At 70.7% G+C, this 24,062-nt stretch carries 31 protein-coding genes and 1 pseudogene; 20 read left to right on the top strand and 12 right to left on the bottom strand.

Annotation, left to right across the window (positions count from 1 at the left end):
• The first annotated feature begins 34 nt into the window (after positions 1-34).
• Complete coding sequence (locus FCN18_RS25815) at positions 35-553, top strand: hypothetical protein (RefSeq protein WP_137096314.1); 519 nt, start codon at positions 35-37, stop codon at positions 551-553.
• Here FCN18_RS25815 and FCN18_RS25810 read toward each other — a convergent pair.
• Together FCN18_RS25810 and FCN18_RS25805 are read right to left on the bottom strand one after the other, a co-directional pair.
• Positions 523-1,296 (bottom strand): DUF2637 domain-containing protein, encoded by a 774-nt coding sequence (locus tag FCN18_RS25810; RefSeq protein WP_137096313.1) that lies wholly within the window; start codon positions 1,294-1,296, stop codon positions 523-525. The genes FCN18_RS25815 and FCN18_RS25810 overlap by 31 nt on opposite strands.
• Positions 1,293-1,493 carry a hypothetical protein gene (locus tag FCN18_RS25805; RefSeq protein ID WP_137096312.1) on the bottom strand — a complete coding sequence of 67 codons (201 nt, stop codon included), beginning with the start codon at positions 1,491-1,493 and terminating at the stop codon, positions 1,293-1,295. Before FCN18_RS25805 ends, FCN18_RS25810 begins: the two co-directional genes overlap by 4 nt.
• A 735-nt stretch (positions 1,494-2,228) precedes the next feature.
• Between FCN18_RS25805 and FCN18_RS25800 the strand changes: the two genes are divergently transcribed.
• The 3 genes from FCN18_RS25800 to FCN18_RS25790 are packed head-to-tail and all read left to right on the top strand — an operon-like array spanning position 2,229 to position 3,651.
• On the top strand, positions 2,229-2,597 hold the full coding sequence (locus FCN18_RS25800) for an ArsR/SmtB family transcription factor (RefSeq protein WP_112271355.1): 369 nt from the start codon (positions 2,229-2,231) through the stop codon (positions 2,595-2,597).
• Entirely contained in the window at positions 2,594-3,082 is a 489-nt protein-coding gene (locus tag FCN18_RS25795) for an SRPBCC family protein (RefSeq protein ID WP_137096311.1), read from the top strand. Before FCN18_RS25800 ends, FCN18_RS25795 begins: the two co-directional genes overlap by 4 nt.
• A 2-nt stretch (positions 3,083-3,084) precedes the next feature.
• Positions 3,085-3,651 carry a TIGR03086 family metal-binding protein gene (locus FCN18_RS25790; protein WP_112271264.1) on the top strand — a complete coding sequence of 189 codons (567 nt, stop codon included), beginning with the start codon at positions 3,085-3,087 and terminating at the stop codon, positions 3,649-3,651.
• A 51-nt stretch (positions 3,652-3,702) separates the two neighbouring features.
• Here the strand turns inward: FCN18_RS25790 and FCN18_RS25785 are convergent, their stop codons facing one another.
• Positions 3,703-4,263 carry an HD domain-containing protein gene (locus tag FCN18_RS25785; protein WP_112271262.1) on the bottom strand — a complete coding sequence of 187 codons (561 nt, stop codon included), beginning with the start codon at positions 4,261-4,263 and terminating at the stop codon, positions 3,703-3,705.
• Between the two features lie 55 nt (positions 4,264-4,318).
• Here FCN18_RS25785 and FCN18_RS40290 point away from each other — a divergent pair, with 55 nt between their 5' ends.
• Both FCN18_RS40290 and FCN18_RS40285 read left to right on the top strand, forming a co-directional pair.
• Entirely contained in the window at positions 4,319-4,792 is a 474-nt protein-coding gene (locus tag FCN18_RS40290; RefSeq protein ID WP_228714126.1) for an alpha/beta fold hydrolase, read from the top strand.
• A complete protein-coding gene (locus FCN18_RS40285; protein WP_228714125.1) occupies positions 4,750-5,127 on the top strand; it encodes an alpha/beta fold hydrolase in 378 nt (125 codons plus the stop codon). The genes FCN18_RS40290 and FCN18_RS40285 overlap by 43 nt, the downstream gene beginning before the upstream one ends.
• Here the strand turns inward: FCN18_RS40285 and FCN18_RS25775 are convergent.
• Positions 5,117-5,944, bottom strand: coding sequence for an ABC transporter permease (locus FCN18_RS25775; protein WP_112271261.1), 828 nt, complete (start codon positions 5,942-5,944; stop codon positions 5,117-5,119). The two genes, FCN18_RS40285 and FCN18_RS25775, sit on opposite strands and share 11 nt — an antisense overlap.
• On the bottom strand, positions 5,941-6,900 hold the full coding sequence (locus FCN18_RS25770; protein WP_137096310.1) for an ATP-binding cassette domain-containing protein: 960 nt from the start codon (positions 6,898-6,900) through the stop codon (positions 5,941-5,943). Before FCN18_RS25770 ends, FCN18_RS25775 begins: the two co-directional genes overlap by 4 nt.
• An 81-nt stretch (positions 6,901-6,981) precedes the next feature.
• On the opposite strand from FCN18_RS25770, the gene FCN18_RS25765 reads away from it, so the two are divergent.
• Positions 6,982-7,746 carry a TetR/AcrR family transcriptional regulator gene (locus FCN18_RS25765; protein ID WP_170200598.1) on the top strand — a complete coding sequence of 255 codons (765 nt, stop codon included), beginning with the start codon at positions 6,982-6,984 and terminating at the stop codon, positions 7,744-7,746.
• A gap of 6 nt (positions 7,747-7,752) precedes the next feature.
• Here FCN18_RS25765 and FCN18_RS25760 read toward each other — a convergent pair whose 3' ends face one another.
• Both FCN18_RS25760 and FCN18_RS25755 read right to left on the bottom strand, forming a co-directional pair.
• Positions 7,753-8,265, bottom strand: a complete 513-nt coding sequence (locus FCN18_RS25760; protein WP_112271257.1) for a cupin domain-containing protein — start codon at positions 8,263-8,265, stop codon at positions 7,753-7,755.
• 37 nt (positions 8,266-8,302) lie between these two features.
• Positions 8,303-8,554 carry a hypothetical protein gene (locus FCN18_RS25755; RefSeq protein ID WP_112271255.1) on the bottom strand — a complete coding sequence of 84 codons (252 nt, stop codon included), beginning with the start codon at positions 8,552-8,554 and terminating at the stop codon, positions 8,303-8,305.
• Positions 8,555-8,761: 207 nt separating this feature from the next.
• On the opposite strand from FCN18_RS25755, the gene FCN18_RS25750 reads away from it, so the two are divergent.
• Genes FCN18_RS25750 through FCN18_RS25735 form a run of 4 tightly spaced genes read left to right on the top strand, consistent with a single transcriptional unit; the run spans position 8,762 to position 12,271 of the window.
• Positions 8,762-9,706, top strand: a complete 945-nt coding sequence (locus FCN18_RS25750; RefSeq protein WP_112271254.1) for a branched-chain amino acid ABC transporter permease — start codon at positions 8,762-8,764, stop codon at positions 9,704-9,706.
• A 10-nt stretch (positions 9,707-9,716) separates the two neighbouring features.
• Positions 9,717-10,709: a branched-chain amino acid ABC transporter permease gene (locus tag FCN18_RS25745; protein WP_112271252.1), complete on the top strand. Its 993-nt coding sequence runs from the start codon at positions 9,717-9,719 to the stop codon at positions 10,707-10,709.
• A complete protein-coding gene (locus tag FCN18_RS25740; protein ID WP_113644107.1) occupies positions 10,699-11,538 on the top strand; it encodes an ABC transporter ATP-binding protein in 840 nt (279 codons plus the stop codon). The genes FCN18_RS25745 and FCN18_RS25740 overlap by 11 nt, the downstream gene beginning before the upstream one ends.
• Complete coding sequence (locus FCN18_RS25735) at positions 11,531-12,271, top strand: ABC transporter ATP-binding protein (RefSeq protein WP_112271248.1); 741 nt, start codon at positions 11,531-11,533, stop codon at positions 12,269-12,271. Before FCN18_RS25740 ends, FCN18_RS25735 begins: the two co-directional genes overlap by 8 nt.
• Before the next feature lie 83 nt (positions 12,272-12,354).
• On the opposite strand, the gene FCN18_RS25730 is transcribed toward FCN18_RS25735, so the two are convergent.
• Positions 12,355-13,620 (bottom strand): ABC transporter substrate-binding protein, encoded by a 1,266-nt coding sequence (locus FCN18_RS25730; RefSeq protein ID WP_112271246.1) that lies wholly within the window; start codon positions 13,618-13,620, stop codon positions 12,355-12,357.
• Positions 13,621-13,879: 259 nt separating this feature from the next.
• Here FCN18_RS25730 and FCN18_RS25725 point away from each other — a divergent pair, with 259 nt between their 5' ends.
• The 3 genes from FCN18_RS25725 to bcp all read left to right on the top strand — a co-directional run bounded on the left by FCN18_RS25725 (position 13,880) and on the right by bcp (position 15,309).
• Positions 13,880-14,062, top strand: a complete 183-nt coding sequence (locus FCN18_RS25725; protein ID WP_112271351.1) for a hypothetical protein — start codon at positions 13,880-13,882, stop codon at positions 14,060-14,062.
• A 200-nt stretch (positions 14,063-14,262) separates the two neighbouring features.
• Positions 14,263-14,799 (top strand): hypothetical protein, encoded by a 537-nt coding sequence (locus FCN18_RS25720; RefSeq protein ID WP_113644106.1) that lies wholly within the window; start codon positions 14,263-14,265, stop codon positions 14,797-14,799.
• A gap of 30 nt (positions 14,800-14,829) precedes the next feature.
• Positions 14,830-15,309 (top strand): thioredoxin-dependent thiol peroxidase, encoded by a 480-nt coding sequence (gene bcp, locus FCN18_RS25715; RefSeq protein WP_112271242.1) that lies wholly within the window; start codon positions 14,830-14,832, stop codon positions 15,307-15,309.
• Positions 15,310-15,371: 62 nt separating this feature from the next.
• On the opposite strand, the gene FCN18_RS25710 is transcribed toward bcp, so the two are convergent.
• On the bottom strand, positions 15,372-16,115 hold the full coding sequence (locus FCN18_RS25710; RefSeq protein WP_113644105.1) for an IclR family transcriptional regulator: 744 nt from the start codon (positions 16,113-16,115) through the stop codon (positions 15,372-15,374).
• Positions 16,116-16,220: 105 nt separating this feature from the next.
• Here FCN18_RS25710 and FCN18_RS25705 point away from each other — a divergent pair, with 105 nt between their 5' ends.
• Genes FCN18_RS25705 through FCN18_RS25690 form a run of 4 tightly spaced genes read left to right on the top strand, consistent with a single transcriptional unit; the run spans position 16,221 to position 19,927 of the window.
• On the top strand, positions 16,221-17,342 hold the full coding sequence (locus FCN18_RS25705; protein ID WP_112271238.1) for a cupin domain-containing protein: 1,122 nt from the start codon (positions 16,221-16,223) through the stop codon (positions 17,340-17,342).
• Positions 17,339-18,166 carry a fumarylacetoacetate hydrolase family protein gene (locus tag FCN18_RS25700; protein WP_113644104.1) on the top strand — a complete coding sequence of 276 codons (828 nt, stop codon included), beginning with the start codon at positions 17,339-17,341 and terminating at the stop codon, positions 18,164-18,166. Before FCN18_RS25705 ends, FCN18_RS25700 begins: the two co-directional genes overlap by 4 nt.
• Positions 18,163-18,750, top strand: coding sequence for a maleylpyruvate isomerase N-terminal domain-containing protein (locus FCN18_RS25695; RefSeq protein ID WP_112271234.1), 588 nt, complete (start codon positions 18,163-18,165; stop codon positions 18,748-18,750). Before FCN18_RS25700 ends, FCN18_RS25695 begins: the two co-directional genes overlap by 4 nt.
• A gap of 16 nt (positions 18,751-18,766) precedes the next feature.
• Positions 18,767-19,927 carry an FAD-dependent monooxygenase gene (locus FCN18_RS25690; RefSeq protein WP_137096309.1) on the top strand — a complete coding sequence of 387 codons (1,161 nt, stop codon included), beginning with the start codon at positions 18,767-18,769 and terminating at the stop codon, positions 19,925-19,927.
• A 23-nt stretch (positions 19,928-19,950) separates the two neighbouring features.
• Here the strand turns inward: FCN18_RS25690 and rdgB are convergent, their stop codons facing one another.
• On the bottom strand, positions 19,951-20,562 hold the full coding sequence (gene rdgB / locus FCN18_RS25685; protein WP_112271230.1) for an RdgB/HAM1 family non-canonical purine NTP pyrophosphatase: 612 nt from the start codon (positions 20,560-20,562) through the stop codon (positions 19,951-19,953).
• Positions 20,559-21,338, bottom strand: a complete 780-nt coding sequence (gene rph, locus FCN18_RS25680; RefSeq protein WP_112271349.1) for a ribonuclease PH — start codon at positions 21,336-21,338, stop codon at positions 20,559-20,561. The genes rdgB and rph overlap by 4 nt, the downstream gene beginning before the upstream one ends.
• Before the next feature lie 72 nt (positions 21,339-21,410).
• On the opposite strand from rph, the gene FCN18_RS25675 reads away from it, so the two are divergent.
• On the top strand, positions 21,411-22,235 hold the full coding sequence (locus FCN18_RS25675; RefSeq protein WP_113644102.1) for a hypothetical protein: 825 nt from the start codon (positions 21,411-21,413) through the stop codon (positions 22,233-22,235).
• Positions 22,236-22,307: 72 nt separating this feature from the next.
• Positions 22,308-23,237 (top strand): annotated as a pseudogene (locus FCN18_RS40280) (lysylphosphatidylglycerol synthase transmembrane domain-containing protein); the annotation flags it as partial.
• Between the two features lie 36 nt (positions 23,238-23,273).
• On the opposite strand, the gene FCN18_RS25665 reads toward FCN18_RS40280, so the two are convergent.
• A complete protein-coding gene (locus FCN18_RS25665; RefSeq protein ID WP_112271347.1) occupies positions 23,274-24,044 on the bottom strand; it encodes an MBL fold metallo-hydrolase in 771 nt (256 codons plus the stop codon).
• Positions 24,045-24,062: the final 18 nt, after the last annotated feature.

The following is a 24,062-nucleotide window of genomic DNA, read 5'->3' as shown; positions in this document are numbered from 1 at the left end:
AGGACGGCATGTGGCCTTGTCCATGCTTGACCGGATGCGGGCGACCGTGCGCAGCATCGGGCGTGACCCCGACCTGGTAGCCCGGCATATCGAATCCGAAGGCTGGCCGGACGAGGTACGCGGTCACCTCGAAATCGCGGGCCTGCTCAGCCTGCTCTACCGAGAAACCGGGCGGCTGCTGGCCCTGGCCACCGACATCCCGGAAGCCCCCGACTGCGGGTACATCGCGATGCCCGAGACGATCGAGCTTCCGGGCGAAGATCCGCGTGCGGCGGCGCGCTGGGAAGTCGCCTGGGCGAAGGATCGCATGGCGGCGGTCGCCTACGACGACGCCACTGATCAGTGGCTGACCGGCTTCGCCGCCGCCGAGCAAGCCATCATCGCGGCGGCGCACGTCCTGAGCGTGGTCAAGGGCGACACGACCCCCGTACATGCCGATCGCTACGCGTACGGATGGGACGAAGCGTCCCGCGCGTTACAACTCGCCCAGCGCCTGGTCGACGAGGCGCGAGCTGGTCGGACTCACACCACGACACCCTCCGACGAGGAGTAGGCCGGTCGCTGCCGTACCAGGCTGTTGACGGATTCGTGCGTACGCTTGCCGTTGTCGCTGGTCGTGGCACGGGGAGAGCACCCGGTCTCTCGCCACCGCCGCAGCACCCGGCGGCCGTAGTTGTTCGTGCCCGCGATCCGGTCCAGCTCCGCGCCGGTCGGCGTGCGGCCCTTGGCCCGCTCGGTCACGTAGTACGCCCACATCCGCTGCTCGGCGGTCGGCTCGGCCGGCGGCCGGGACTCGTCCGAGACCACCGCGAGACGCACCACCGACCCGGTCTCGTCGCCGGTCTCGCCCGTCTCGCCGGTCTCGGTGCTGGTCTCGTTCGCGGTCTCGGCGCGGTGCCGCTTGAGCGCGCGGTTGAGCAACTCGACCGCCAGCAGCAGCGCCAGCGGCGGGCACGCCGCCACCGCCACGGCGAACACGCTCAACTCCGGAGCCGCCGCCACGTTCGCGCACAGCGAGAGGCAGATCCCGAACACGAAGGACAACCACGCCGCCCACCGGCCACCGGCTCGGCGGCTGTCGCCGGTGGTCTTCCACAACTCGACCGTGGCCGTGGTCAAGATGCCGTCCACGATCAACGGCCAGATCGCCGCCGTCGCCTCGTCGGCACCGAACCTCAACGCGAACTCGCGGCCGTGCCGGTAGGAGGCATACGCCGCGCCAAGCGCCACCAGCGCGGTACAGGCGCACTGCACCCACAGCGCGCGGTCCCTCCGAGGGGTTGCCGTGGCGCTCACGGCAGCACACCTCCCGCCGTGCGCTGTGCGTCGTCCGGGCAGCAGCCGACGCAGGCGAACACCTGTGAGCTGGTCACCGACCGGCCCAGCGGCACATGCGGTACCCGGACGCGGAGGTAGTCAGCTCCGCACACCACGCAGGCCAGCCCGTCGGCTTGCAGCGCGTTCAGCCCGGTGATGATTGCTTCGCCGCTCATCGGGAACCACCCGCCGTAAGACGTCGGGTGCCCACCGGGCGGATCGTGATCTCAGGGCCTTCGACCAAGATCGTTTGGTTCGTATGCTGAAGCGTTAGGCCCACAAGTTTGTCAGCAGCCGAACTCCTTCCTCGGAGGCATTGACCTGCGGTTTCGACGCCGAGGAACTCGGGTTCGAATCGTTCCGGGGTGTCCGAGTCGAGCCCGCCCCGCCAACGATCGGCCGCTACCGGGCGTCGGCTCCGGCGGTTTTCTGCCCGGGAACGGGCCGGATCATCGACGCCACGCTCAGGCTCCTCCCGTCATGCCGGGGCACCGGCCGGCTGCCTGACGTTGACCTCTCAAGTACCCCGGCCGTCTCAATACGGCTACGCAAAGCGGCTGGTTTGAACCACGAGCAGCTGCCGACCGGCTTCGGGGCCGGCGTGGGCCGTGCCGGAAGAACGAATGCGGCCGTCATCGAAAGAACTGACGCGCGCGAGAAAGCTCTCAATTCGCCACATTTCGAAACGATCGCCCAATGGTGCTGTATCGGGCGGACTGTCCGCCGAGCCTTCCGCGCAAGAGGGTCCCCGCCGGGTAGCTCACCGGGCTTCTCGGCGGCCATGCTGCTCCACGCCCACCGCGCACCGCCGCGAGTCACGGCGACGGCCTGCCACCTTTCTCAACCAACAGGTTGACAAAGCCTCGTCGGCAGCCTAGCTTCTTATTCAACCAACAAGTTGAGGACGCATGGTGGACGACAGCACGGAACGGCTCAACCGGGCGTTCGCGGCACTTGCCGACCCGACCCGGCGCGATCTGGTGGCCCGGCTGGCCGGCGGGGACGCGACCGTGGGCGAGCTGGCGGAGCCCTACGACATGAGCCTCCAGGCCGTCTCCAAGCACGTGAAGGTGCTGGAGGAGGCCGGGCTCGTGACCCGCAGCAAGGACGCCCAGCGCCGGCCCGTCCACCTCGACGCGGAGGTGTTCGGCCTGATGACGAAATGGATCGAGCGCTACCGCCGGGAAGCCGAGGAGCGTTATCGCCGCCTCGACGCCCTGCTGGCCCGGATGGCCGACGACGAGGAACCGACACACACCGACACAAGGGACGCATCATGACCACGACCAAGCACGAGACCGAGATCAAGGCCGACGAGAGGGTTCCGACGATCGAGTTGGTCCGGGAGTTCGACGCGAGGCCAGAACAGGTGTTCCGCGCCCACGTCGACCCCGAGCTCTACGCCCGATGGATCGGGCCGCACTCGGTGACCACGAGAGTCACCAGGTGGGACGCCCGCACGGGCGGCGAATGGGCCTTCGCCAACGACCGGGACGGCGAGGAGATCGCCACCTTCTACGGCAGCTTCCACGAGGTGCGGCCGAACGAGCGGATCGTGTGGACCTTCACCTACGAAGGTCAGCCCGATGGGGTCGCGCTGGAGACGCTGACCTTCGAGGAGCTCGAGGGCGGGCGTACGCGACTGCGGACGCTGAGCGTGGTGGAGGACTTCGAAACCCGCGACGGCATCCTGTCCAGCGGCATGGACGTCGGAGTCAGGGAGGGCTACGAAAAGCTCGACGAGCTGCTGACGAAGGGTGCCTGATCATGACCTCCACACCCACAACCCCCGCCCAGCGGCACGCGCACGACGCGGCCCGGTTCACCGCGCTGGTCGAGTCCGCCTCGGCCGGCGACTGGACCCGGCCCTCGCCGGTCGCCGAGTGGACGGCGCTCGACGTCGTGAAGCACCTCGTCGAATGGTCCCGCGGCTTCCTGCACGGCGCCGGGATCGAGCTGCCCGCACTGGACGTCGAGGCCGATCCGGTCGCCGCCTGGAAGCAGCACGTCACCGACATCCAGGCCATCCTCGACGATCCCGCCGGGCGGGTGCTCAGCAATCCGCACACCGGAGACAAGCCCGTGGACCAGGCGATCGACGAGTTCTACACCGCCGACGTCTGGATGCACTCCTGGGATCTCGCCAAGGCGCTCGGCCGTGAGCCCGACCTCGGGCAGGAGCGTTGTGCCGCCGCGCTGGAGGGCATGAAGCCGATCGAGCAGCTGCTGCGCGACAGCGGGCAGTTCGGCTCCGCCGTGCCGGTCCCCGAGAGCGCGTCCGCCCAGGACAAGCTGATGGCCTTCATCGGCCGTGACCCGGCCTGGCGGCCCTGAGGCGGTACCCCGCCGAGCGACCGAACAGTCCACACGGGACGGTTCGGTCGCTCAGCTGTTTCGCCACGCCAGCGGCGAGGTGCGCAGGGCCGCCTCGGCGACCCGCCGGGCGATGGCGGTGGTGAGCCTCCCCGTGGCGCTGTCGATCCACTCGCCGACGCCCTCCACCCCGGCCGCGCGGTACTCCAGCGCCTGCAACAGCATCTCCAGCCTGTCCGCGTCACGGGCACAGCGGGCCTCGGGCGTGGCCGCCTGCTCGTACTCCGCGACGGCGTCGCGCACGCTGGCCCGCGCGGTGCCGGGCAGCGGCGTGGTCTGGTCCTCGGTGATGCGCCGCGGATCGGGTTTGTCCAGGTAAGGCCTCGCGGTGTGCGGGAGATCGCCGGTGCGGGTCTCCTGGGTGTCGTGCCACAGCGCGAGATACGCGGCGCGCGCGGGATCGGCGCCCTCCTCGGCCGCCAGGAGAGCCGCGAGCTGGCTCACGCGCATGGTGTGCTCGGCGACCGACTCCGGATCGCGCACACCCGCGTGCCACCACCCCGCCCGCCGGATCCGCTTGAGCACACCCAGCTCGTACCCGAACGTCGCGATGCCTTCAGCGGAATCGGTCACGTGCGGCCTCCTGACTGCTGCGATATCGGCTTGCCCGCGAGGTGATCATGACACCGTGAGCGTCGAGATCGATCCGCCAGCGCGGCTCGGCGAGACCGAGGTCCGGGGAGGGCGCCTGATCGGGTGGGCCGAGTGGGGTCCGCCCGACGGTACTCCCGTCCTCCTGATCCCCGGCGCGGCGACGAGCCGGTGGCTGGGTGTGCGTGCCGGGGCCGCCGAATCGCTGGGCGTCCGGCTGGTCTCGATCGACCGGCCAGGGCTCGGCGTCTCCACTCCCCTTCCCGGACTGACGTTCGCCGACCTCGTCACCGATCTCGACGTGTTCACCCACGCTCGCGGCTTTCCCCGGCCTCCGGTACTCGCCAACTCGCAGGGTGGTCCATTCGCGCTGGCCCGCGCGGCCGAGACGATCGCGTCCGGCGCCGACAAGATCGCGTCGCCGCGCTGGTCGATCTGGCGTGTGCCGATCCCGCGCGAGCCGAAGCCGTGCTCGGGCAGTTCGACGCCGAGGCGATGTGGCGGCTGGTGACCGACGGCAGCGGCGACGCGGATCTCGCCGTCTACCTTTCGCCCACCTTCGAGACCGCCTACCGGCGTGCCCTGGCCAAGGCGTTCGGCCAGGGCTCCGCGGGCTACGCCCGCGACACCGTGCTGGCCATGGGGCACTGGCCGTTCGACCTCGCGAGAGTCACCGTGGACATCCACCTGTGGCACGGCGAACAGGACGGAAGCCACTCCCCCGACAACGGCGCCACGCTGGCCGAACGCATCCCCACGGCTCGCCGCCACGTCGTTCCCGGCATCGGCGGCGCCGTGCTGTGGACGCACACCGACCAGATCCTGCGTTCCCTGCTCAGCGGCTGAGGTTGCGGTAGCGGCGGATCGCCAGCGGGCAGAACACCGCGATCAGCGCCGCGGGCCACAGAAGCGCGAGCAGCAGCGGGTGCTGCGCGAGCCAGCCCTCGCCTCCCCAGCCGGGATTGCCGAACAGCTCCCTCGTCGCCGCGGCCGTGGCCGAAAGGGGGTTCCACTCCGCGATCGAGCCGAGCCAGGCGGGCATCGTCGCGGGCGCCACGAACGCGTTCGAGAGGAAGCCGAGCGGCCACACCAGGATCTGCAGCGCCATCACGGCCTCCGGGCTGCGCGTCACGAGCCCGAGGTAGATGCCGAGCCACAGCATGGCCAGCCTCAGCAGCAACAGCAGCCCGAACGCGGCGAGTGCCGAGGCGAAGCCGTTGTGCCACCGCCAGCCCATCAACAGCCCGGCCACCACCAGGGCGGCCAGCGTCAGCACGGCGCCGAGCATGTCGGCCGTGCAGCGGCCGAGGACCACCGCTGAGGGCGCCATCGGCAGGGAGCGGAAGCGGTCGGTGACACCGCGCTGCGCGTCTGTGCTCACCGCGGTGAACGTGGCCTCGACGCCGAACACCATCGTCAGCGCGAGCACGCCGGGCACCAGGAAGTCCTGGTAGTCGCCCCCGTCCGGCACGGCCATGGCGCCGCCGAAGAGGAAGCCGAACATCAGCAGCACCATGACGGAGAACAGGAGGTTCACCACGAACTGCACGGGCTGGTTGGCCCAGTGCGTCAGGTCGCGCCTGGTGATGGTCCAGCCGTCGGTGAACGCCCAGCGCAGCCGCGCGAGCGCGGAGCGGGACGGCGCGGTGATCGTCATGGTCATCCCACGACCTCCTTCTCCTTGGCGGTGAGGTGCAGGAACACCTCGTCGAGGGTGGGCCTGCGCAGGGCGACGTCCTCCGCCGTGATCCCGGCCGAGGCGAGCGCGGGCACGAGTTCGCTCAGCGCGGCCATTCGGTCGCGCACGGGCACGCTGACGAGCCGCCGGTCGGGATCGGTCTCGGCCTCCTCCCCGGCGATGCCGGTCAGCAGGGCGGCCGCGGCGGCCAGGTCGGCGCCGGAGCGCAGCACTACGTCGATCCGGTCGGCGCCGATGCGGCGCTTCAGCTCGTCCGTGGTCCCGCCGGCGACGACCCGGCCGTGGTCGATCACCGAGACGCGGTCGGCGAGCTGGTCGGCCTCCTCCAGGTACTGGGTGGTCAGCAGCACCGTGGTGCCCGCCGCCGCAAGCTGCCGGATGGCGTCCCACACCTCGTTGCGCGCGCGGGGGTCGAGCCCGGTGGTCGGCTCGTCCAGGAACAGCACGGGCGGGGCGAGGATGAGCCCGGCTGCGAGGTCGAGCCGCCTGCGCATGCCGCCGGAGTACTGCTTGACGGGCTTGCCGCCGGTGTCGGCCAGGCGGAAGCGCTCCAGCAGCTCGCCGGCCCTGCGCCGCGCGCCCGCGGCGCTCAGGTGGTAGAGCCTGCCGAACATCTCCAGGTTCTGCCGTCCGCTGAGCAGCTCGTCGACGGCCGCGTGCTGGCCGACGAGCCCGAGCCGGTACCTCGCCCGCTCGGCCTGGCGGACCACGTCGAACCCGGCGACCCTCGCGGTGCCGGAGTCGGGTCGCAGCAGGGTGGCGAACACGCGCACCGCGGTGGTCTTGCCCGCGCCGTTGGGGCCCAGCAGGCCGTGCACCGTGCCCGGGGCGACGGTGAGGTCGAAGCCGTCGAGCGCTCTGGTGTCGCCGTATCGTTTGCGCAGGTTCTCGGCCACGACGGCCGGTTCCTCGGCAGGCATGTGGGGTCCTCTCGAAAACTCTCTACAGCGTAGAGCGGTGGACGGAGGAACAATACTCTACGGCGTAGGGAGTTTTCAACCGTGACGGTGTACGGCGGCGCCGGCGACCCGAAACGCAGCCTCGAGCTGCTGTGGGGACTTCAGGAGGATCGACCTCGGCGGGGCCCGAAACCCCGCTTCACGCTCGACGACGTAGTCGCCTCGGCGCTCGCCATCGCCGACGCCGAGGGGCTGGCCGCGGTGTCGATGCGCCGGGTCGCTTCGGACCTCGGCGTCACCGCCATGTCGTTGTACGGGTACGTGCCGGGCAAGGCCGAGCTGATCGACCTGCTCGTGGACCGCGTCGTCGGCGAGGTCGACATATCGGCAGCGCTGCCGGACGGCTGGCGGGCCCGGCTCGAACACGTCGCACGGCAGAACTGGGACCTCAGCCTGCGCCACCCCTGGCTGCTCCAGGTCTCCAGCAGCAGGCCGGTGCTCGGTCCGAACATGATCGCCAAGTACGACTACGAACTGCGCGCGGTCGCGGGCCTCGGGCTCACGTCCGTGGAGATGGACCTCGTCGTCACGCTAATCACCGACTACACGCACGGCGCGGCGCGCAACGCCGTCGAGGCGGCACGGGCCGGGCAGCAGACCGGACAGACAGACCTCGAATGGTGGGAGGAGTACTCACCGCTGCTGGAGAAGGTGTTCGACCCGGAGAGGTACCCGACCGCCGCCCAGGTCGGTGGCGAGGTCGGCGCCGAGTACCAGGCCGCGTCGGATCCCTCGCGCGCCTTCGAGTTCGGGCTGCGCCGCGTGCTCGACGGCGTCGGCGTGCTCATCGAGGGCAAACAGGGCTGAGAACGCTCACAACCCCGAGGGCATCACCAGGTCCGCGCCGGGCCGGGTGAGCGCCCTGATGCGCTCCTCGGCATCCGGCCAGCTCTCCACGAGCGAGTCCCGCTCCCCGCCCTCGTACAGTCCACTGTGGAAACCGGGGGCGAGCGTGTTGCCGAAGAGGGCGAACGTGCCGCCGGGGGCCAGCGACGCGCCGAACCAGTGACCTGCGGGCACCGTGAGCTGCGGATGCTGCCCACCGAGCACATCGGACCCGAGCCGGGGCGTGGAATGGGTCCCGTCCGGGTGCAGGACCAGCAGGTCCACGGGATCGCCGAGGTAGAAGTGCCAGATCTCGTCGACGGCGAGGCGGTGCATGGCCGAGAAGGAGTCGGGGTCTCTCGTGAAGGCGGCGTAGGTCGCGGTCCCCGCGGGCGCGGGGTTGTTGTCGCTGCGCCAGGTCTGGACGAACAGTCCACCTTCCACGGGCAGGGGCCGCAGGCCCAGCTTCGCGATCACGGCGTCGGCGTCGATGTCGGTCATCGCCCCATCCTGCGGCACTCCGTACCTGCAGAACCGGTCAGAGGTCGTCGATGTCGCGCGGGGCGCTCTCGCCGTAGCTGAACCCGTAACCGCCGGAGTGCCCGTTGCCCGCTCTCGCCTGGTCGTCGGCGTGGTCGTCGAGCTGCTCGCCGAGCTCGATCAACAGCGCCGCGAACTCGTGCTGGCCCGCCACCCCGAGCGTGCCGGCACGCAGCCCCTCGATGACGCCGGGAAGGTCGTTGCCGAGTGCGGCCAGCGCCGCCACCATCGCTCGCGTCTGCTCGTTCATGGAACGCACCTTCTCTCGTTCAGCCGAACGGCCTACTTACTGAGACGAACCGGCCACGCTGTTATGACGTCCCGCGGACCGCGCGTACTCAAGGTGACGCCGCCGTCGCGTAACAATCGCGCACATTGATGTTGCTCAGTCGTACGTGCGCATACACTGATTGATCCCAGGATCGAGCCCGCACGTGAGGTGACTGTGCGTGTTCAGATGGTTCTCGCAACGGCTTTGGCTCAGGGCGACGAAGTTCGTCAGGGTCCGGGCTTCCTGGATCGCGCGCTGCAGGCGCTGGTCGACGGCATCCAGTTCGGCGCCATCATCGCGATCACCGCGGTGGGCCTTTCCCTGATCTTCGGCACCACGCACCTGATCAACTTCGCGCACGGTGAGCTGGTGACCATCGGCGCCGTCGTCGCGTTCTTCCTCAACGTCGGCGCGGCGGGGCCCGGCTGGCACCTCATCCCGTCCGCCCTCGTCGCGATCGTGATCGGAGCTCTGTTCGGCGGCCTCATCGAGAGGGGACTGTGGCGGCCGCTGCGCAAGCACGGCACCGGCCTGATCAATTTGTTCATCCTCACGATCGGGCTCTCGCTGCTGTTGCGGCACATCGTGCTCGTGTTCTTCGGTACGCGCCCGCAGTCGTACCGGGAGTACGACATCCAGGAGGCCCTCGACCTCGGCCCGATCGGCATCACCCCGCGCGACCTGGTCATCATCGCGCTGTCCGTGCTGGTGCTGTTCGGCGTCGCGTTCATGCTGCAGCGCACCCGGACCGGCACGGCGATCCGCGCGTTGTCGAGCAACCCCGACCTGGCCGAGGCGTCCGGCATCGACGTCAACCGGGTCGTGCTGATCGTGTGGATCCTCGGCGGCGGCCTCGCGGCGCTCGGCGGCGTGTTCTTCGGGCTGACCGAGATCATCACGTGGGACATGGGATTCCGGCTGCTGCTGCTCATGTTCGCCGGCATCATCCTCGGCGGTCTCGGCTCCGCGTACGGGGCGATGGTCGGCAGCTTCGTGATCGGCATCGTGGCGCAGATGTCGAGCCTGTGGTTCCCGATCGACCTGCAGAACGCGTGGGCACTGCTCGCGCTGATCGTCGTGCTGTTGATCCGCCCGCAGGGCATCCTCGGCCAGCGGGAACGCGTGGGCTAGGCGGTACACAATGGACTGGGCAGTCATCGTCTCCGACGCGATCCGCTCCGGGATCGGCCCGGTCGCCGCCGTGTACGCGCTCGCCGCGATCGGCCTCAACCTGCACTTCGGCTACACCGGCCTGCTGAACTTCGGCCAGGTCGCGTTCATGCTCGTCGGCGCGTACGGGGTCGCGGCCTCCGTCTCCACCTACGGCCTGCCGCTGTGGGTGGGTGTCCTGATCGGACTCGGTTCTTCGGTGGTGCTGGCTCTGCTGCTCGGGCTGCCCACGTTACGACTCCGTGCGGAGTACCTCGCGATCGCGACGATCGCGGCCGGGGAGATCCTGCGCCTGTTCTACCGCTCCAGCTGGGCGGAACCGGTGACCGGCGGCGTGTTCGGGCTCCAGCGCTTCGCCGTCGAGTTCTACGACGTCAACCCGATCCCCCGCGACACGTATGGGATCTGGCTCGTGCGGTACACGTCGCTGGACCTGTGGGCGCTCAGCGTGGCCTGGGCGATGGTGCTGCTCACGGCCGGGGTGGTCGCGCTGCTCGTGCACAGCCCGTGGGGCCGGGTGATCCGGGCGATCCGCGAGGACGAGGACGCCGTGCGCAGCCTCGGCAAGAGTGTGTACGCGTACAAGATGCAGAGCCTCGTGCTCGGCGGAGCGATCGGCTCGATGGCCGGCATGATGCTCGCGATCCAGAACCAGTCGGTGAACCCCGACAGCTACGACCCCGTCGTGACGTTCTTCCTGTACACGATCGTCGTGCTCGGCGGGGCCGGCCGCGTGCTCGGGCCGATCGTCGGCGCGATCCTGTTCTGGGCGATCTTGACGTTCTTCGACAGCGCGCTGCGCGAGGCGATCGGCGCCGGGTACGTCTCGTCGGAAGTGATCAGCGCGCCCGAGGTCGGCGCGGTGCGCTTCGCGCTCGTCGGGCTCGGCCTGATGCTGCTCATGATCTTCCGCCCGCAGGGGCTGCTCGGCAGCAGGAAGGAGATGCTGCTCGATGCACGCTGACCTGGTCAATCTCACCGCCGAGCCGGGCGTGGCGAAGCCCGACCCGCTGCTCGTGGCCGACGGTGTCACGAGGGCGTTCGGCGGGCTCGTCGCCGTGCACGTCGAGCATCTGGAGATCCAGCGCGGCGCCATCACCGCGCTCATCGGCCCCAACGGTGCGGGCAAGAGCACACTGTTCAACGTGCTGAGCGGCTTCGACCGCGCCGACCGGGGGCACTGGACCTTCGACGGCGCGCCGGTCACCGGCAGGTCGGCGCACCGGCTGGCACGCCGGGGGCTCGTGCGCACGTTCCAGCTCACCAAGACCCTGGGCCGCCTGTCGGTGCTGGAGAACATGAAGCTCGCCGCCACGGGGCAAAGGGGTGAGCGGCTGGTCACGTCACTGCTGCCGCCACTGTGGCTCAAACAGGAGCGGGAGATCCAACACCGTGCCGATGAGCTGCTCGAACGCTTCCGGCTGGCGCACATGCGCGACGAGTACGCGGGCACGCTCTCCGGCGGGCAGCGCAAGCTGCTCGAGATGGCGAGGGCCCTCATGGTGCGGCCGACGATGGTGCTGCTCGACGAGCCGATGGCCGGCGTGAACCCCGCGCTGACGCAGTCGCTGCTCTCGCACATCACGGACCTGCGGGACGAGGGCATGACGGTGTGCTTCGTGGAGCACGACATGGACGTGGTGATGGGCATCAGCGACTGGGTGGTGTGCATGGCCGAGGGCGAGATCGCGGCGGAGGGGCCGCCAGAGGCGGTCGCGCAGAACCCGGCCGTGATCGACGCCTACCTCGGCAAGCGGCACGACGAACCGGGAACGGAGCACGACCATGGATGAGCTGGACGAGGCCCCACTCCTGCTCGCCGAGCGGATCTTCGCGGGGTACGTGCGGGGAGTCGACGTCCTGTCCGGCTGCGGGCTGCTGCTGAGCGCGGGCGAGCTGGTGGGCGTGATCGGGCCGAACGGCGCCGGGAAGTCGACGCTGGTGAAGGCGATCTTCGGGTTGCTGCGGGTGCGCATGGGGCGGGTTTCGTTCCGGGGGGAGGACGTGACCAACCAGCCCGCGCACAAGCTCGTGTCGAAGGGGATCGGTTACGTGCCGCAGCGACAGAACGTTTTCCCGACGCTGACCGTCGAGGAGAACCTGCGCATGGGCACCTACCTGCAGCCGAAGGAGTTCGCGCGGCGGGCGGAAGTGGTGCGGGAGCTCTTCCCGGTGCTCGCGCAGCGGCGGAACCAGAAGGCCAGCTCGATGTCCGGCGGCGAGCGGCAGATGCTGAGCATGGGCAGGGCACTGATGATGGAGCCCGACGTGCTGCTGCTGGACGAGCCGTCGGCGGGGCTGTCGCCTCGCTTCCAGGACCAGGTGTTCGAGCGGGTCAAGGAGATCAACGCCACCGGCGTGGCGATCCTGATGGTGGAGCAGAACGCGCGCCGGTGCCTGCAGATCTGCGACCGCGGCTACGTGCTCGACCAGGGCACCAACGCCTACACCGGCACCGGCCGGGAGCTACTGCACGACGAGAAGGTGATCGAGCTCTACCTCGGCACCCTCGCCCGCGCCCGCTGAGCGGCTCCCCAGCCGCAGTGAAGGCCACCTTGCCTGCGTTGAACGCAGGCAAGGTGGCCTTCACTGCGGGTGCCGGCAGCCGGTCAGCCTTCGCCGGTGCTCACTTCGGTGCGCACCGTCTGGAGCTTGCCGGACTGGTCGTAGGTGTAGACCTCGATCGTGGCCTGTCCCGGCTCACCCTGTTCGATGAAGTCGAGCGGACCGCTCACGCCGTCGTAGTCGATGTTCGAACCCTGCTCGATCAGCCTCTTGCACTGCTGGAACGACGTGCACTTCTCGCCGTCCTTGGTCACCCCGTTGATCTCCGGTGCGAAGGAGGCCGGGTCCGTGGAGTTCGCCTGCTGGGCGGCCAGCGCGATGATGTTCACACAGTCGTAGACCTGCGGCGCGAACTGCAGCTCCCTCAGATCGGGCGCGAACTCACGCAGCTGGGAGACGAACTGCTGGTTCTCCGCGGAGGCCGGCGCGGTGCCCTTCATGCCGTTGAGCACGGCGGGATCGTTAGGCGAGACCAGCGTCGGCAGCTCCTCGCTGCGCAGGCCGTCGGCGCCGTAGACACCGACCTGCCTCGGGCCGACCCCGGCCTCGATCATGGCCTGCAGGATCTGCGTGCCCTCCTCGAAGGCGATCACGGCGACCGCGTCGGGGTTGGAGTTGCGGATCTGCTGCACGAGCTGCTGGAAGTTGGTCGCCTCGGGGTCGTAGGTCTCCGTGAGCACGGCCTGCCCGCCCGCGGACTCCAGCGCCCGCTGCGTGGACTGCATCAGGCCACGCCCGTAGTCGTCGGCACGAGCGACGAGTGCGACGCGGTTGTGCCCGTCCTCCCTGATCACCTTGCTCAGCACGGGACCCTGGAGAGCGTCGCTGGGCGCGGTGCGGAAGTAGAAGCCGCCGTCCTCGTAGTCGGTGAACGTCGGCGCCGTGTTGGAGCCGGAGCACTGGACCACGCCCGAGCCCGTGACGTTGTCGATGAAGGCCAGTGACATGCCCGACGCCGCCGCGCCGATGATGGCGTCGACGCCCGCGGAGAGCACCCGGTCGGCCGACTGGACCGCGACCGCTTCCTGACCGCCCTCGTCGGAGCCGGTGATCTCGGGGATGTCCTGCCCGAGCACGCCGCCGGCCTGGTTGATGTTCCGGATCGCGAACTTGGCCGCCTGGATCTGCGGCGGCCCAAGGTAGGCGAGCTGACCGGTCTCCGGGAGCACGTAGCCGAGGTTCAGGGCCTCGCCTCCGCCACCGTCGCCGTCCCCGCCGCCTCCGCCGCCGTCACCATCGCCACAGGCGGTCGCCACCAGTGCCGTCACGCTGAGGCACAAGGCGGCCCGCCACAAGATCGACGTTCGCATCACTACAGCTCCCGTCATCCGAGAATGATGGGCGGCGAACCGGCGAAGCCGACCGGGCACAGCTGCTCGGAGGGCGGGGCCAGTCCCGCCCTGGTTGTCGTGCGACTTGCGAGGGTTGAAGCCTAGATCCGGTAGTGACGTCCGGTGAATGATGAATGTCCGATTGATATGTCGCCTTGACTCAGCCGTCAGGCACGATATACGTGGAGTAGCGTCAGGCACACGGCACGCGAGCGAGCAGGTGCGGGAGGTGGACGGCATGGCCGAGCGCAACCCGCTGCGCTGGCCCGGTCGCTGGGCCGACTGGTTCGAGATGCGCGGCGTCTACGTCCCGGGCGAGGACAACCGCATGGTCGACCCCTGGCGCGACTGGGGCTGGCTCATGGTCACGTGGCTCGCCGGGCTGGCCCTGTTCATCCTCTTCTTCGCGTTCGCGGTCTGAACCCTTCGGAGCGAGTGACCGCGCTCACTCCCCGTACGCCATCGATCACGGCTAGGACACGGAAGTACACCAGGTCCGCCGCAACCCCGGGATCCGCCTGGCAGTCCGCCAGCGGCGTCGTCAGAGTGGACCGAGGCGGCGGACTACCGCCGCCGAACGGAGTAATTACCCACCGCGATCGGAGCAGAGGAGCGGCAGTCGTGCGAATTCCGAGGCCCGTACTGGCCGGGTTCGTGCTGCTGGCCGTCACCTCCTGTGCCGCCCCGGCTGCGGGCCACAGCGAGACCACAGTCACCTCCGAGGCGGTCACCGCCGAGCGCAGGGCGACCACCGCCGACCGGGACGCCGTGCTCGTCTTCGGCGCCGACCACCGCTTCGAGTCGGGCCTGGTGGTCACCGTCACCGGGCCGAAGATCTTCCGCCCCAGCGACTCCGCGTACCCGCGCGCCGGCAGGGCCGCCGCCTTCGGCGTAGTGGTCTACAACGAGACCGAGCAGCCCTACCGGCTCTCCAGCCTCTCGGTCAGCGCGACGACGGCCGACCAGCAGGCCAAGCAGGTCGTGGACCCGACGCAGGGCTACAACGGCATCGTCGATGCCGACCGCGACATCCCGCCGGGCGAGATCGTGCGCCTGCAGCTGGCCTTCGTCGTGCCGGACCGGTCCACCCTGGTGCGGCTGGTGGTGCGGCCGGACGTCTCGACACCGGCGACGGCGGTCTACGGCGGCTCCGTGTGATGGTGCCGCGTCGCCGGTTAGGCTTTCGCCATGACCGAGCAGAAGCGGCTTTCCCCCGGCGATCCGGCACCTGACTTCACGCTTGCCGACAGCGAGGGCAACAAGGTCTCGCTCGCCGACTTCCGCGGCCGGTCCGTGGTGGTGTACTTCTACCCCGCCGCGGGCACTCCCGGCTGCACGAAGCAGGCGTGCGACTTCCGGGACAACCTCGCCGAGCTGAACGACGCCGGCTACCAGGTGCTCGGCATCTCCCCCGACAAGCAGGAGAAGCTCGCGAAGTTCGTCGAGCAGGAGCAACTGACGTTCCCGCTGCTGTCGGACCCGGACAAGACGGTGCTGACGGAGTGGGGCGCATTCGGCGAGAAGAAGAACTACGGGCGAGTGGTGCAGGGCGTCATTCGCTCGACGTTCGTCGTCGACCCGGAGGGCAAGATCGCCAAGGCCCTGTACAACGTCCGCGCCACCGGCCACGTCGCCAAGCTCCTGAGGGACCTGGACCTCGCCTCCTGAGCCTGGTCACCAAGCCGCAGTGAAGGCCACCTTCACTGCGTTGAACGCAGGCATGGTGGCCTTCACTGCGTCCGTAGTGCCTCCTCGATGGCTGTGGTGGTCGCCGAAAGGGCCGCGACCCACATCGGCAGCAGGTCGCGGTCGAAGCGGGCCGACGGCATCGCCAGCGACACCGCCGCCGAGGGAGTGCCGTTCGCGGCGGGCACGGCCATGCCGACCGCCGTCAGGCCCGCCTCGGTGAGCCCGTCGTTGAGGGCGAAGCCGCGCTTGCGCACCAGCGCCAGCTCCCGCCGCAGCCGCGCGAGGTCCACCGTTTCACTCGCGTCGGCGTAGCGCGCGGCCAGTTCCCCGGCGGGCAGCGCCGCGAGCAGCGCCTTGCCGCCCGACGCGAGGTGTGCCGGTAGCGCCCTGCCGGCCCGGTCGCCGACCCGCAGCACCTGGTCACTCTCCACCGACGCCACGAACAACGCCCGCGTGCCGGCCAGGACCATGAGGTTCGCGGTCTCCCGCACCTTCCCCACCAGCGCTTCCAGGTGCGGCAACGCGGCGCGCCGCAGCAGCGACACGGGCGCCGAGGTCGCGTCGCCGGGCCTCAGCACGGGCCCGGCCCGGTAGCGCCGGTCGGCGTCCTGCTCGGCGAAGTCCCGGTACACGAGCATCGCCAGCAGGCGGTGCGCCGTCGAACGCGACACCCCCAGTCGCTCGGCCGCCTCGGCCACACCCAGCGAGTTCTCCTGTTGCAGCAGCGTGGCCAGGTGCAGCGCGTGGTCGACAGACTCGATGGCGTAGGGCGGCTTGTTCTTCACAGCAGAATCTTACGTCCCTGAGTACAGAACCCTTCTACGTTGTGACTCATGTCCGAGACGGCTCGGCACAGTGCTGCGCCACGTGACCGAAGGAGTCACCACACGATGACGAGAGAGCAACTCGCCAGCCCGGTATCCATAGTGGATTCCGGCGGCCCCGGCAGGCCCGACCCGTCGCCCGAGCTGAGCGAGCTCTACCGCGGCTTCGAGCGCGAGCTGCTGATTCCACTGTGGACCGAGATCGGCGACCTGATGCCGAAGCACCCCACGCCTGCCGCGCGGCCGCACGCGTGGCGCTGGCAGCGGCTGCTGCCCCTCGCCCAGCGCGCGGGTGACCTCGTGCCGGTGGGCAGGGGCGGCGAGCGCCGCGCGATCGCGCTCGCGAACCCCGGCCTCGGCGGCGCCCCCTACGCCACGCCCACGCTGTGGGCCGCGATCCAGTACCTCGGCCCGCGCGAGGTCGCGCCCGAGCACCGGCACAGCCAGAACGCGTTCCGCTTCGTCGTCGAGGGCGAGGGCGTGTGGACCGTTGTCAACGGCGACCCGGTGGCCATGCGCCGCGGCGACTTCCTGCTCACCCCCGGCTGGCACTTCCACGGCCACCACAACACGAGCAACGAGCCGATGGCGTGGCTCGACGGGCTCGACATCCCGTTCGTGCACCAGACCGGCTCGGCGTTCTTCGAGTTCGGTCCCGACCAGGTCACCGACACGGCCACGCCCGACCGTTCGCGCTCTGAACGCCTCTGGGCGCATCCCGGCCTGCGCCCGCTGTCCCAGCCGGGCCCCACGGCCAGTTCACCGATCGCGGCCTACCGCTGGGAGCACACCGACGCGGCACTCGCCGACCAGCTCGCGCTGGAGGACGAGGGCCACCCCGGCGTGGTCGAGCCGGGGCACGCCGCGATCCGGTTCAGCAACCCCGCCACCGGCGGCGACGTCATGCCGACGATCCGCGCCGAGTTCCACCGCCTGCGCACGGGCACGCAGACGGCCACCCGCCGCGAGGTCGGCTCCGCGGTGTGGCAGGTCTTCCAGGGCGAGGGCCAGGTCCGCATCGGCGACCAGGAGTGGCGCGTGGAGCGCGGCGACCTCTTCGTGGTGCCGTCGTGGGCCCCGCTCACGCTCGGCGCCGAGACCGGGCTGGACCTATTCCGGTTCAGCGACACCCCGATCTTCGAGCGGTTGCATCAGGACCGCGTGCACGTGGAAGGACAGAACGCATGAGGCTCGCGACGATCCGCACCGGCCAGGGCACAAGAGCCGTCCGCGTCGACGGCGACCGCTACGCCGAACTCGACGCGGCCGACGTCGGCGCGCTGCTGCGCACCCCCGGTTGGCAGGCCGCCGCCGAGGCGGCCACCGCGGACCGGCCGCTCGGTGACGCGGAGTACGCGCCGGTGGTCGCGAGGCCGGGCAAGATCCTGTGCGTCGGGCTGAACTACCGCAACCACATCCTGGAGATGGGCCGCGAACTGCCGCGGTACCCGACGCTGTTCGCGAAGTACCCCGAGGCACTCGTCGGTGGCGGAGACGACGTGCTGCTGGCCGCCGAGTCCGGCGCCGTGGACTGGGAGGCGGAGCTGGCGATCGTGATCGGCGAGCGGGTCCGCCGCGCGAGCACGGCCGAGGCCGAGACCGCCATCGCCGGGTTCAGCGTGCTCAACGACGTCACCATGCGCGACTGGCAGTACCGCTCGCCGCAGTGGTTGCAGGGCAAGACGTTCGAGTCGACGACGCCGTTCGGCCCGGTGCTCGTGACTCCGGACGAGCTGCCCGGTGGCACGAGGCCCGCGCTGGAGTTGTCGTGCACCGTGGACGGTGAGCTGATGCAGAAGGCGAACACCGACGACCTGGTGTTCGACCCGGTCGAGCTGGTGCGCTACGTCTCCACGATCCTCACGCTGCGGCCGGGCGATGTGATCGCCACCGGCACGCCCGGCGGCGTCGGCCACGCCCGCAAGCCCGCCCGCTACCTGACGAACGGCGCGCGGCTGGTCACCGAGATCAGCGGCATCGGCAGGCTCGACAACGTGGCGAGGGCCGAATGACCACGTCAGACTGGCTCGACGAGTGCACGGATCTGCTGCTGCGCACCGTGGACGGGCTCGCCGACGCCGACTTCGACGCGCCGAGCGCGCTGCCGGGCTGGACGCGACGGCACCTGGTGGCGCACGTGCACTACAACGCGGAGGCGTTGCGGCGTCTGGTCAGCTGGGCGCGCACGGGAGTCGAGAACCGGATGTACGCGAGCGTCGAGCAGCGCAACGCCGAGATCGAGGACGGCAGCAAGCTGCCCGTCGCGACGCTGCGCGAGCAGGTGCACTCCTCGGCGCGGGCGCTGGGGGCGGACCTGGCCGCACTACCGGAAGAGGCGTGGCGCACGGAGGTGGTGACCGCGCAGGGCCGGACCGTGCCCGCGACCGAGATCCCGTGGATGCGCACGCGCGAGGTCTCCGTGCACGCGGTGGACCTCGCCGCGGGCGTCGACTTCGCCGACCTGCCCCCCGGCCTCCTGCGGGCGCTGGCCGACGACGTGCTCGGCAAGCGGTTCGCGGGCGGGCACGGACCGGATCTCGTCCGCTGGCTCACCGGCCGCAGCGACGCCGCCCCGGCGCTCGGCCCGTGGTTGTAGAGGAAGGACCGACGACATGACCGACATCGACGTCGCCGTGGTGGGCGGCGGCATCGGCGGCCTCGCCAACGCCCTCGCGCTCGCGTCCTCGGGCCACCGCGTGCGGGTGCTCGAACGGGCTTCCGCCTTCGCTGAGGTGGGCGCCGGCCTGCAACTCGCCCCCAACGCGACCCGGATCCTCCGCGAGTGGGGGCTGCTGGACGAGGTGATCGAGCACGGCGTCCGGCCCGGGCGGCTCGTCTTCAAGGACGCGCTCGACGGCGCCGAGCTGACCTCGCTGGAGCTGGGTGAGTCGTTCGAGCGGCGCTATGGCGCACCGTACGTGGTGATCCACCGCAGCGACCTGCTCTCGATCATGTTCCGCGCGTGCGAGCGGGCCGGGGTCGAACTGCTCGCCGACCACAAGGTGGACGACGTCACCGTCACCGAGCACGAGGCCGTGGTGCTGGCGAACGGAGAGAAGCACCGCGCCGCCATCGCGCTCGCGGCCGACGGCCTTTGGTCACCCCTGCGAGCCCGGGTGAGCGACGACAGCCCGGTGTGCTCCGGCTACGTGGCCTACCGGGGCGCGCTGCCGGTGAGCGAGGTGACCGAAGTGGACGCCGACGCGCTCACCGACGTCGTTGTCCACTTCGGACCGGGCTGCCACCTCGTGCAGTACCCGTTGCGGCAGGGCGAGATGCTCAACACGGTCGCCGTCTTCGCCTCGCCCGCGTACGCGCGCGGGGAGGAGGAGTGGGGTGGCCCCGACGAGCTCGACGCCGCGTTCGACGGGACGTGCCCCGCCGTGCGGCGGGGGCTGACCTGGCTGTGGCGCGACCGGCGGTGGCCGATGTTCGACCGCCTGCCGATCGGCAACTGGGTCAACGGCAGGCTCGCGCTCACCGGCGACGCGGCCCACCCGATGCTGCAGTACCTGGCGCAGGGCGCGTGCCAGGCGCTGGAGGACGCGCACTGCCTGGCCGCGGAGGCCGGCAAGCGAACGGGCGACTGGGCCGGGGCGCTCGATGCGTACCAGCGCACACGGACCGCGCGCACGGCGCGCGTGCAGTCCTCGGCGAGGGTGTGGGGCGAGATCTGGCACTGCGACGGGCTCACCCGGACCCTGCGCAACGCGCTGCTGACCGACCGCAGGCTCGACGACTACCAGTACGTCGACTGGCTGTATCAGTCCTGAGTAAGCCCTGAGTGAGCCCTGGGTCAGTCGTGAACCAGGTCGCGCAGGTGCGGCAGCAGTGAGCGCAGCGCGCGGCCCCGGTGGGACGCGGAGTCCTTCTCGGAGGGCTCCAGTTCCGCCGAGGTCCGCTGCTCGCCCTCGGGCACGAAGATCGGGTCGTAGCCGAATCCGTTGGTACCACGGGGTTCCCGGATGATCGTGCCGCGCCACTCGCCGCGCACCACCACCTCCTCGCGGTCGGGCACCACGAGTGCGGCCGCGCACACGAACGCCGCGCCCCTTCGCTCGTCGGGGGTGTCCCTCAGCTGGGAGAGCACGAGCCGGAGGTTGGCCTCGTCGTCGCCGTGCTGCCCCGCCCACCGGGCCGACAGCACGCCCGGCATCCCGTTGAGCTCGTCGACGGAAAGCCCGGAGTCGTCGGCCACAGCCGGAAGGCCGGTGGCCATCGCGGCGTCGTAGGCCTTCGCGAGCGCGTTCTCCTCGAACGTCGCCCCGGTCTCCGGCGCTTCCGGGAACTCGTCCACATCGGACAGGCCGAGCACCGTAATGTCGCCGAGCCCGCGCTTGAGCAGGATCCGGCGCAGTTCCTCGAGCTTCTTGGCGTTGCGCGTGGCCAGCAGGACCTTGGTGGTCACTTGGAGCCCTTCGACTTCTTGTCGGGCGCGGGCGTCGGCAGCTCGTACGGATACGGCGCCTCCAGCGCCTCGGCCTGCTTGCGGGCCAGCTCGGCACAGCCGTTCAGGGCGAGGTCCAGCATCTTGTCCAGTGTGGACCGCGTGAACGTGGCGCCCTCGCCCGTGCCCTGCACCTCGATGAGCGTGCCCACGTCGGTGGCGACCACGTTCATGTCTACCTCCGCGCGGGAGTCCTCCTCGTAGGGCAGGTCGAGTCGCACGCGGCCGTCCACCACGCCGACGCTCACCGCGGAGACCGCGGCGGAGAGCGGCTTCGGGTCGGCGAGCCTGCCCGCCGCGCCGAGCCAGGTGATCGCGTCGGCGAGCGCCACATAGGCGCCGGTGATGGCGGCCGTCCGGGTGCCGCCGTCGGCCTGGATGACGTCGCAGTCGATCTGGATCGTGTTCTCGCCGAGCGCCGAGAGGTCGATGCACGAACGCAGCGACCGGCCGATCAGCCTGCTGATCTCGTGGGTACGTCCGCCGACCCGGCCCTTGACGGACTCGCGGTCACTGCGCGTGTGGGTCGCCGAGGGGAGCATCGCGTACTCGGCGGTGACCCAGCCGAGCCCCGAGCCCTGCCGCCAGCGCGGCACGCCCTCGGTGACGCTCGCCGCGCACAGCACCCTGGTGTTGCCGAACTCGATGAGCACCGATCCGGCCGGCCACTGCTGGAAACCGCGGGTGATCCGCACCTCGCGGAGCTGGTCGTCGTTCCTGCCGTCTTTTCGCACCACGAGGGCAGAGCCTAGTGCCAGCGCCGCGTCGCGGAAGCTCGACGTGGTCATGTGCTGCTAGCGTGCCGTCGCATGCGCGCCGCCGCCGTGGGCATCGTGGCCCTGTTCCTGTTGTCCGTCGTGCCAGCGCCCGCCTCGGCGGCCCGGCAACCGCGTGACCCGCTGACGTGCGCGGCGACGCTCGACTGCCCGCTCGCCGAGATCGACCTGATGACCATGCCGCAGCGGCTGGAGTTCCTCATCGCGATGTCGGAGGGCCCGGCGGCGGAGATCGCTCCCGGCTACGCGCCGCGCTGGGGCAACATCGCGGGGATCATCACCTTCTTCGCCGCGCATGACATGGGCGAGCCGGGCACCTGGGTCTCCTACGTCGACGCCGGAATCCTGGAGGGCATCGAGCGCGGGATCGCGATCGCCGCTGGCCGGGGCACCGACACGTTCGGCAACCCGGGTTCGGCGTTGTGGGCGAGCTACCTCGTCCGGCTGCGCGACGGCGAGCTCACCGGCCGCGCCGCGCACGACCGCGCGTGGAGCGAGGCCGAGCAGGCGGCGACCGACCACGGCGTGACCGTGGCCGAGCAGGTGCACGGCCTCGTGGCCTCGGGCGTGGAGCAGCGGTTCTTCTCCTACTCGGAGTTCTACCGGTGGGTCCTGCGCAACCGCCCGGCCCTGTTCGACGTGGTCTCCCCCGGCGCGCGGCCGGGCGAGCGGTTCCAGCTCACGTTCGTCGACTGGTTCACCGACGTCACCAACCCCGTCCCGGCGCGGCGCGGTGCCGAGCTCGCGCTCGATCTCGCCGAGTTCGACGCCGTCGGCGGGCCTTTCAGTGGCCTCGCCCTGCTCCACGCCTACGCGGAGTACCTGGCGCCCGAATACCTGGCCGCCGCCAGGGCGTGACCTTATTCAACGACCGTTGACATCTCCGCGTGCGCGCGCATAATTCAACTCAGCGTGAATTAGGGGGTCGCGATGCGCAGGCTCGTCCAGGTCGGCGGCGTGGCGGCGGTACTCGCGCTCATGGCGTGGACCCTTGGCGACCGGGTTCCGCAGCCCGCCGACGTGCTCGGCGCGCTGCGGCACGCCGACCCCCGCTGGCTGCTCGTCGCGGGGCTCGCCGAGTTCGTCTCGATGGCGATGTTCGCCAGGCAGCAGCGCAGGCTCCTCACGGCGTTCGGCGTCACCATGCCGCGCCACAGGGCGCTCGCGCTCGCCTACAGCCGCTCCGCGATCTCGATCAGCCTGCCCGCCGGGTCGGCCGTGTCGGCGGCATACGCCTTCCGCGAGTTCCGCGCCGGCGGGGCCGACCGTGCCGCCGCGACGGCGGTCATGGTGCTCTCAGGACTGGCCTCCGCGACCGGGCTGGCGTTGCTGTGGGCGACGGGGGCGCTCACCTCGGGCGCCCTGCACCTCGCGCGCGCCTGGCACACTCACCCGGCGCTCACCCTGACGGCGGCGGTCGCGGCGATCGCGGCGCTCGGCTGGATCGCGTACCGGCTGGCGGCGGCGCACCACAGCGCCGCGCAGCCGAAACGGATCCGCAGACCACCCAGGTGGCCGTGGCTCGCCGCGGTGGTGACGCCGCTGGCGGACGCCGCGGCCACGTCGCGCACGGTCGCGCCCCGGCACTGGCTACTGGCGCTCGGCGCCGCCGTCGCGAACTGGCTCACCGACATGCTGTGCCTGCTCGCGGCCGCCAACGCCTTCGACATCGGACTCGGCACGTTCGAACTGGCCACGATCTACGTGACGGTGCAGCTCGTCCGGCAGATCCCGCTCACCCCCGGCGGCATCGGCGTGATCGAGGTCGGCCTGCTCACCGGGCTCGTGTCCGCGGGAGCCGCCGAGCCCGCCGCCGCGGCCGCGGTGCTCGCCTACCGGCTCCTGTCCTGCTGGCTGATCATCCCCGTCGGCGTGCTGGCGTGGCTGTTCCTGCGTTCACACGTCGTAGGAGGCGCCCTGCTCGACGAGATCCGTCAGCCCGGTGAAGGCCGCGCGGGCCTCGGCGAGGATGGCCTCCCGGTCGCTCCACGGCGCGATGTGGGTGAGCAGCAGCCGTCCGGCCCCGGCGCGGGCGGCCAGCTCACCCGCCTGCCTGCCGGATAGGTGCACACCGGCGGGCCGGTCCGGCGCGTCGGTCCACGACGCCTCCGCCAGCAGCACGTCGGCGTCGGCGGCGAGCTTGTCGAGCGTCTCGCACGGCCCCGTGTCACCGGTGTAGGCGAGCGTGCGACCACCGTGTGAGAGCCGCAGGCCGAACGCCTCCGTCGGGTGGTCCATCGGCACCGCGCTCAGCTCGAACGGCCCCACCCGCACCGGACCCGCCGACAGCGGATGGAACTCGAAGACGTCGGTGAGGTCGGTCCGCACGCGCTCGGCCTCGTGCGGGGCATACGCGTTGGCCAGCCGCGCCGGCGCCTCCACCGGGCCGTACACGGGGAGCCTTCGCGCCGTGACGTCGTACGGCGGCGCGGGATGGTAGCGGCGCAGGACCGTCAGCGCGCTGAAGTCGGCGCAGTGGTCGGGATGCAGGTGCGAAAGGACGAGCGCGCCTAGGTCGAACGGGTCACGGACGGCCTGCAGCTGCGCGAGCGTGCCGTTGCCGAGCTCGAGCCCGAGCACGAAGCCGTCGGCCTCGACGAGGTAGCCGGACGCGGCCGCGTTCGGGCCGGGGATGCTGCCGGAACAGCCCAGGATGGTCAGTCGCACGATCGACACCCTGCCACG

The organism is Prauserella endophytica (genome assembly GCF_005146945.1).
In the GTDB taxonomy this organism is placed as follows: Bacteria; Actinomycetota; Actinomycetes; order Mycobacteriales; family Pseudonocardiaceae; genus Prauserella_A; species Prauserella_A endophytica.
Note: the sequence above shows the minus strand (reverse complement) of the source record. Positions and strands in the feature narration are given on the sequence as shown.

Bases quoted from the DNA above. Each gene is read 5' to 3' on its own strand.
- FCN18_RS25815 (WP_137096314.1), top strand. From the start codon at position 35: ATGCGGGCGACCGTGCGCAGCATCGGGCGTGACCCCGACCTGGTAGCC.
- FCN18_RS25805 (WP_137096312.1), bottom strand. From the start codon at position 1,493: ATGAGCGGCGAAGCAATCATCACCGGGCTGAACGCGCTGCAAGCCGAC.
- FCN18_RS25795 (WP_137096311.1), top strand. From the start codon at position 2,594: ATGACCACGACCAAGCACGAGACCGAGATCAAGGCCGACGAGAGGGTT.
- FCN18_RS25790 (WP_112271264.1), top strand. From the start codon at position 3,085: ATGACCTCCACACCCACAACCCCCGCCCAGCGGCACGCGCACGACGCG.
- FCN18_RS25775 (WP_112271261.1), bottom strand. From the start codon at position 5,944: ATGACCATGACGATCACCGCGCCGTCCCGCTCCGCGCTCGCGCGGCTG.
- FCN18_RS25770 (WP_137096310.1), bottom strand. From the start codon at position 6,900: ATGCCTGCCGAGGAACCGGCCGTCGTGGCCGAGAACCTGCGCAAACGA.
- FCN18_RS25760 (WP_112271257.1), bottom strand. From the start codon at position 8,265: ATGACCGACATCGACGCCGACGCCGTGATCGCGAAGCTGGGCCTGCGG.
- FCN18_RS25755 (WP_112271255.1), bottom strand. From the start codon at position 8,554: ATGAACGAGCAGACGCGAGCGATGGTGGCGGCGCTGGCCGCACTCGGC.
- FCN18_RS25750 (WP_112271254.1), top strand. From the start codon at position 8,762: ATGGTTCTCGCAACGGCTTTGGCTCAGGGCGACGAAGTTCGTCAGGGT.
- FCN18_RS25745 (WP_112271252.1), top strand. From the start codon at position 9,717: ATGGACTGGGCAGTCATCGTCTCCGACGCGATCCGCTCCGGGATCGGC.
- FCN18_RS25740 (WP_113644107.1), top strand. From the start codon at position 10,699: ATGCACGCTGACCTGGTCAATCTCACCGCCGAGCCGGGCGTGGCGAAG.
- FCN18_RS25735 (WP_112271248.1), top strand. From the start codon at position 11,531: ATGGATGAGCTGGACGAGGCCCCACTCCTGCTCGCCGAGCGGATCTTC.
- FCN18_RS25730 (WP_112271246.1), bottom strand. From the start codon at position 13,620: ATGCGAACGTCGATCTTGTGGCGGGCCGCCTTGTGCCTCAGCGTGACG.
- FCN18_RS25725 (WP_112271351.1), top strand. From the start codon at position 13,880: ATGGCCGAGCGCAACCCGCTGCGCTGGCCCGGTCGCTGGGCCGACTGG.
- bcp (WP_112271242.1), top strand. From the start codon at position 14,830: ATGACCGAGCAGAAGCGGCTTTCCCCCGGCGATCCGGCACCTGACTTC.
- FCN18_RS25705 (WP_112271238.1), top strand. From the start codon at position 16,221: ATGACGAGAGAGCAACTCGCCAGCCCGGTATCCATAGTGGATTCCGGC.
- FCN18_RS25700 (WP_113644104.1), top strand. From the start codon at position 17,339: ATGAGGCTCGCGACGATCCGCACCGGCCAGGGCACAAGAGCCGTCCGC.
- FCN18_RS25695 (WP_112271234.1), top strand. From the start codon at position 18,163: ATGACCACGTCAGACTGGCTCGACGAGTGCACGGATCTGCTGCTGCGC.
- FCN18_RS25690 (WP_137096309.1), top strand. From the start codon at position 18,767: ATGACCGACATCGACGTCGCCGTGGTGGGCGGCGGCATCGGCGGCCTC.
- FCN18_RS25675 (WP_113644102.1), top strand. From the start codon at position 21,411: ATGCGCGCCGCCGCCGTGGGCATCGTGGCCCTGTTCCTGTTGTCCGTC.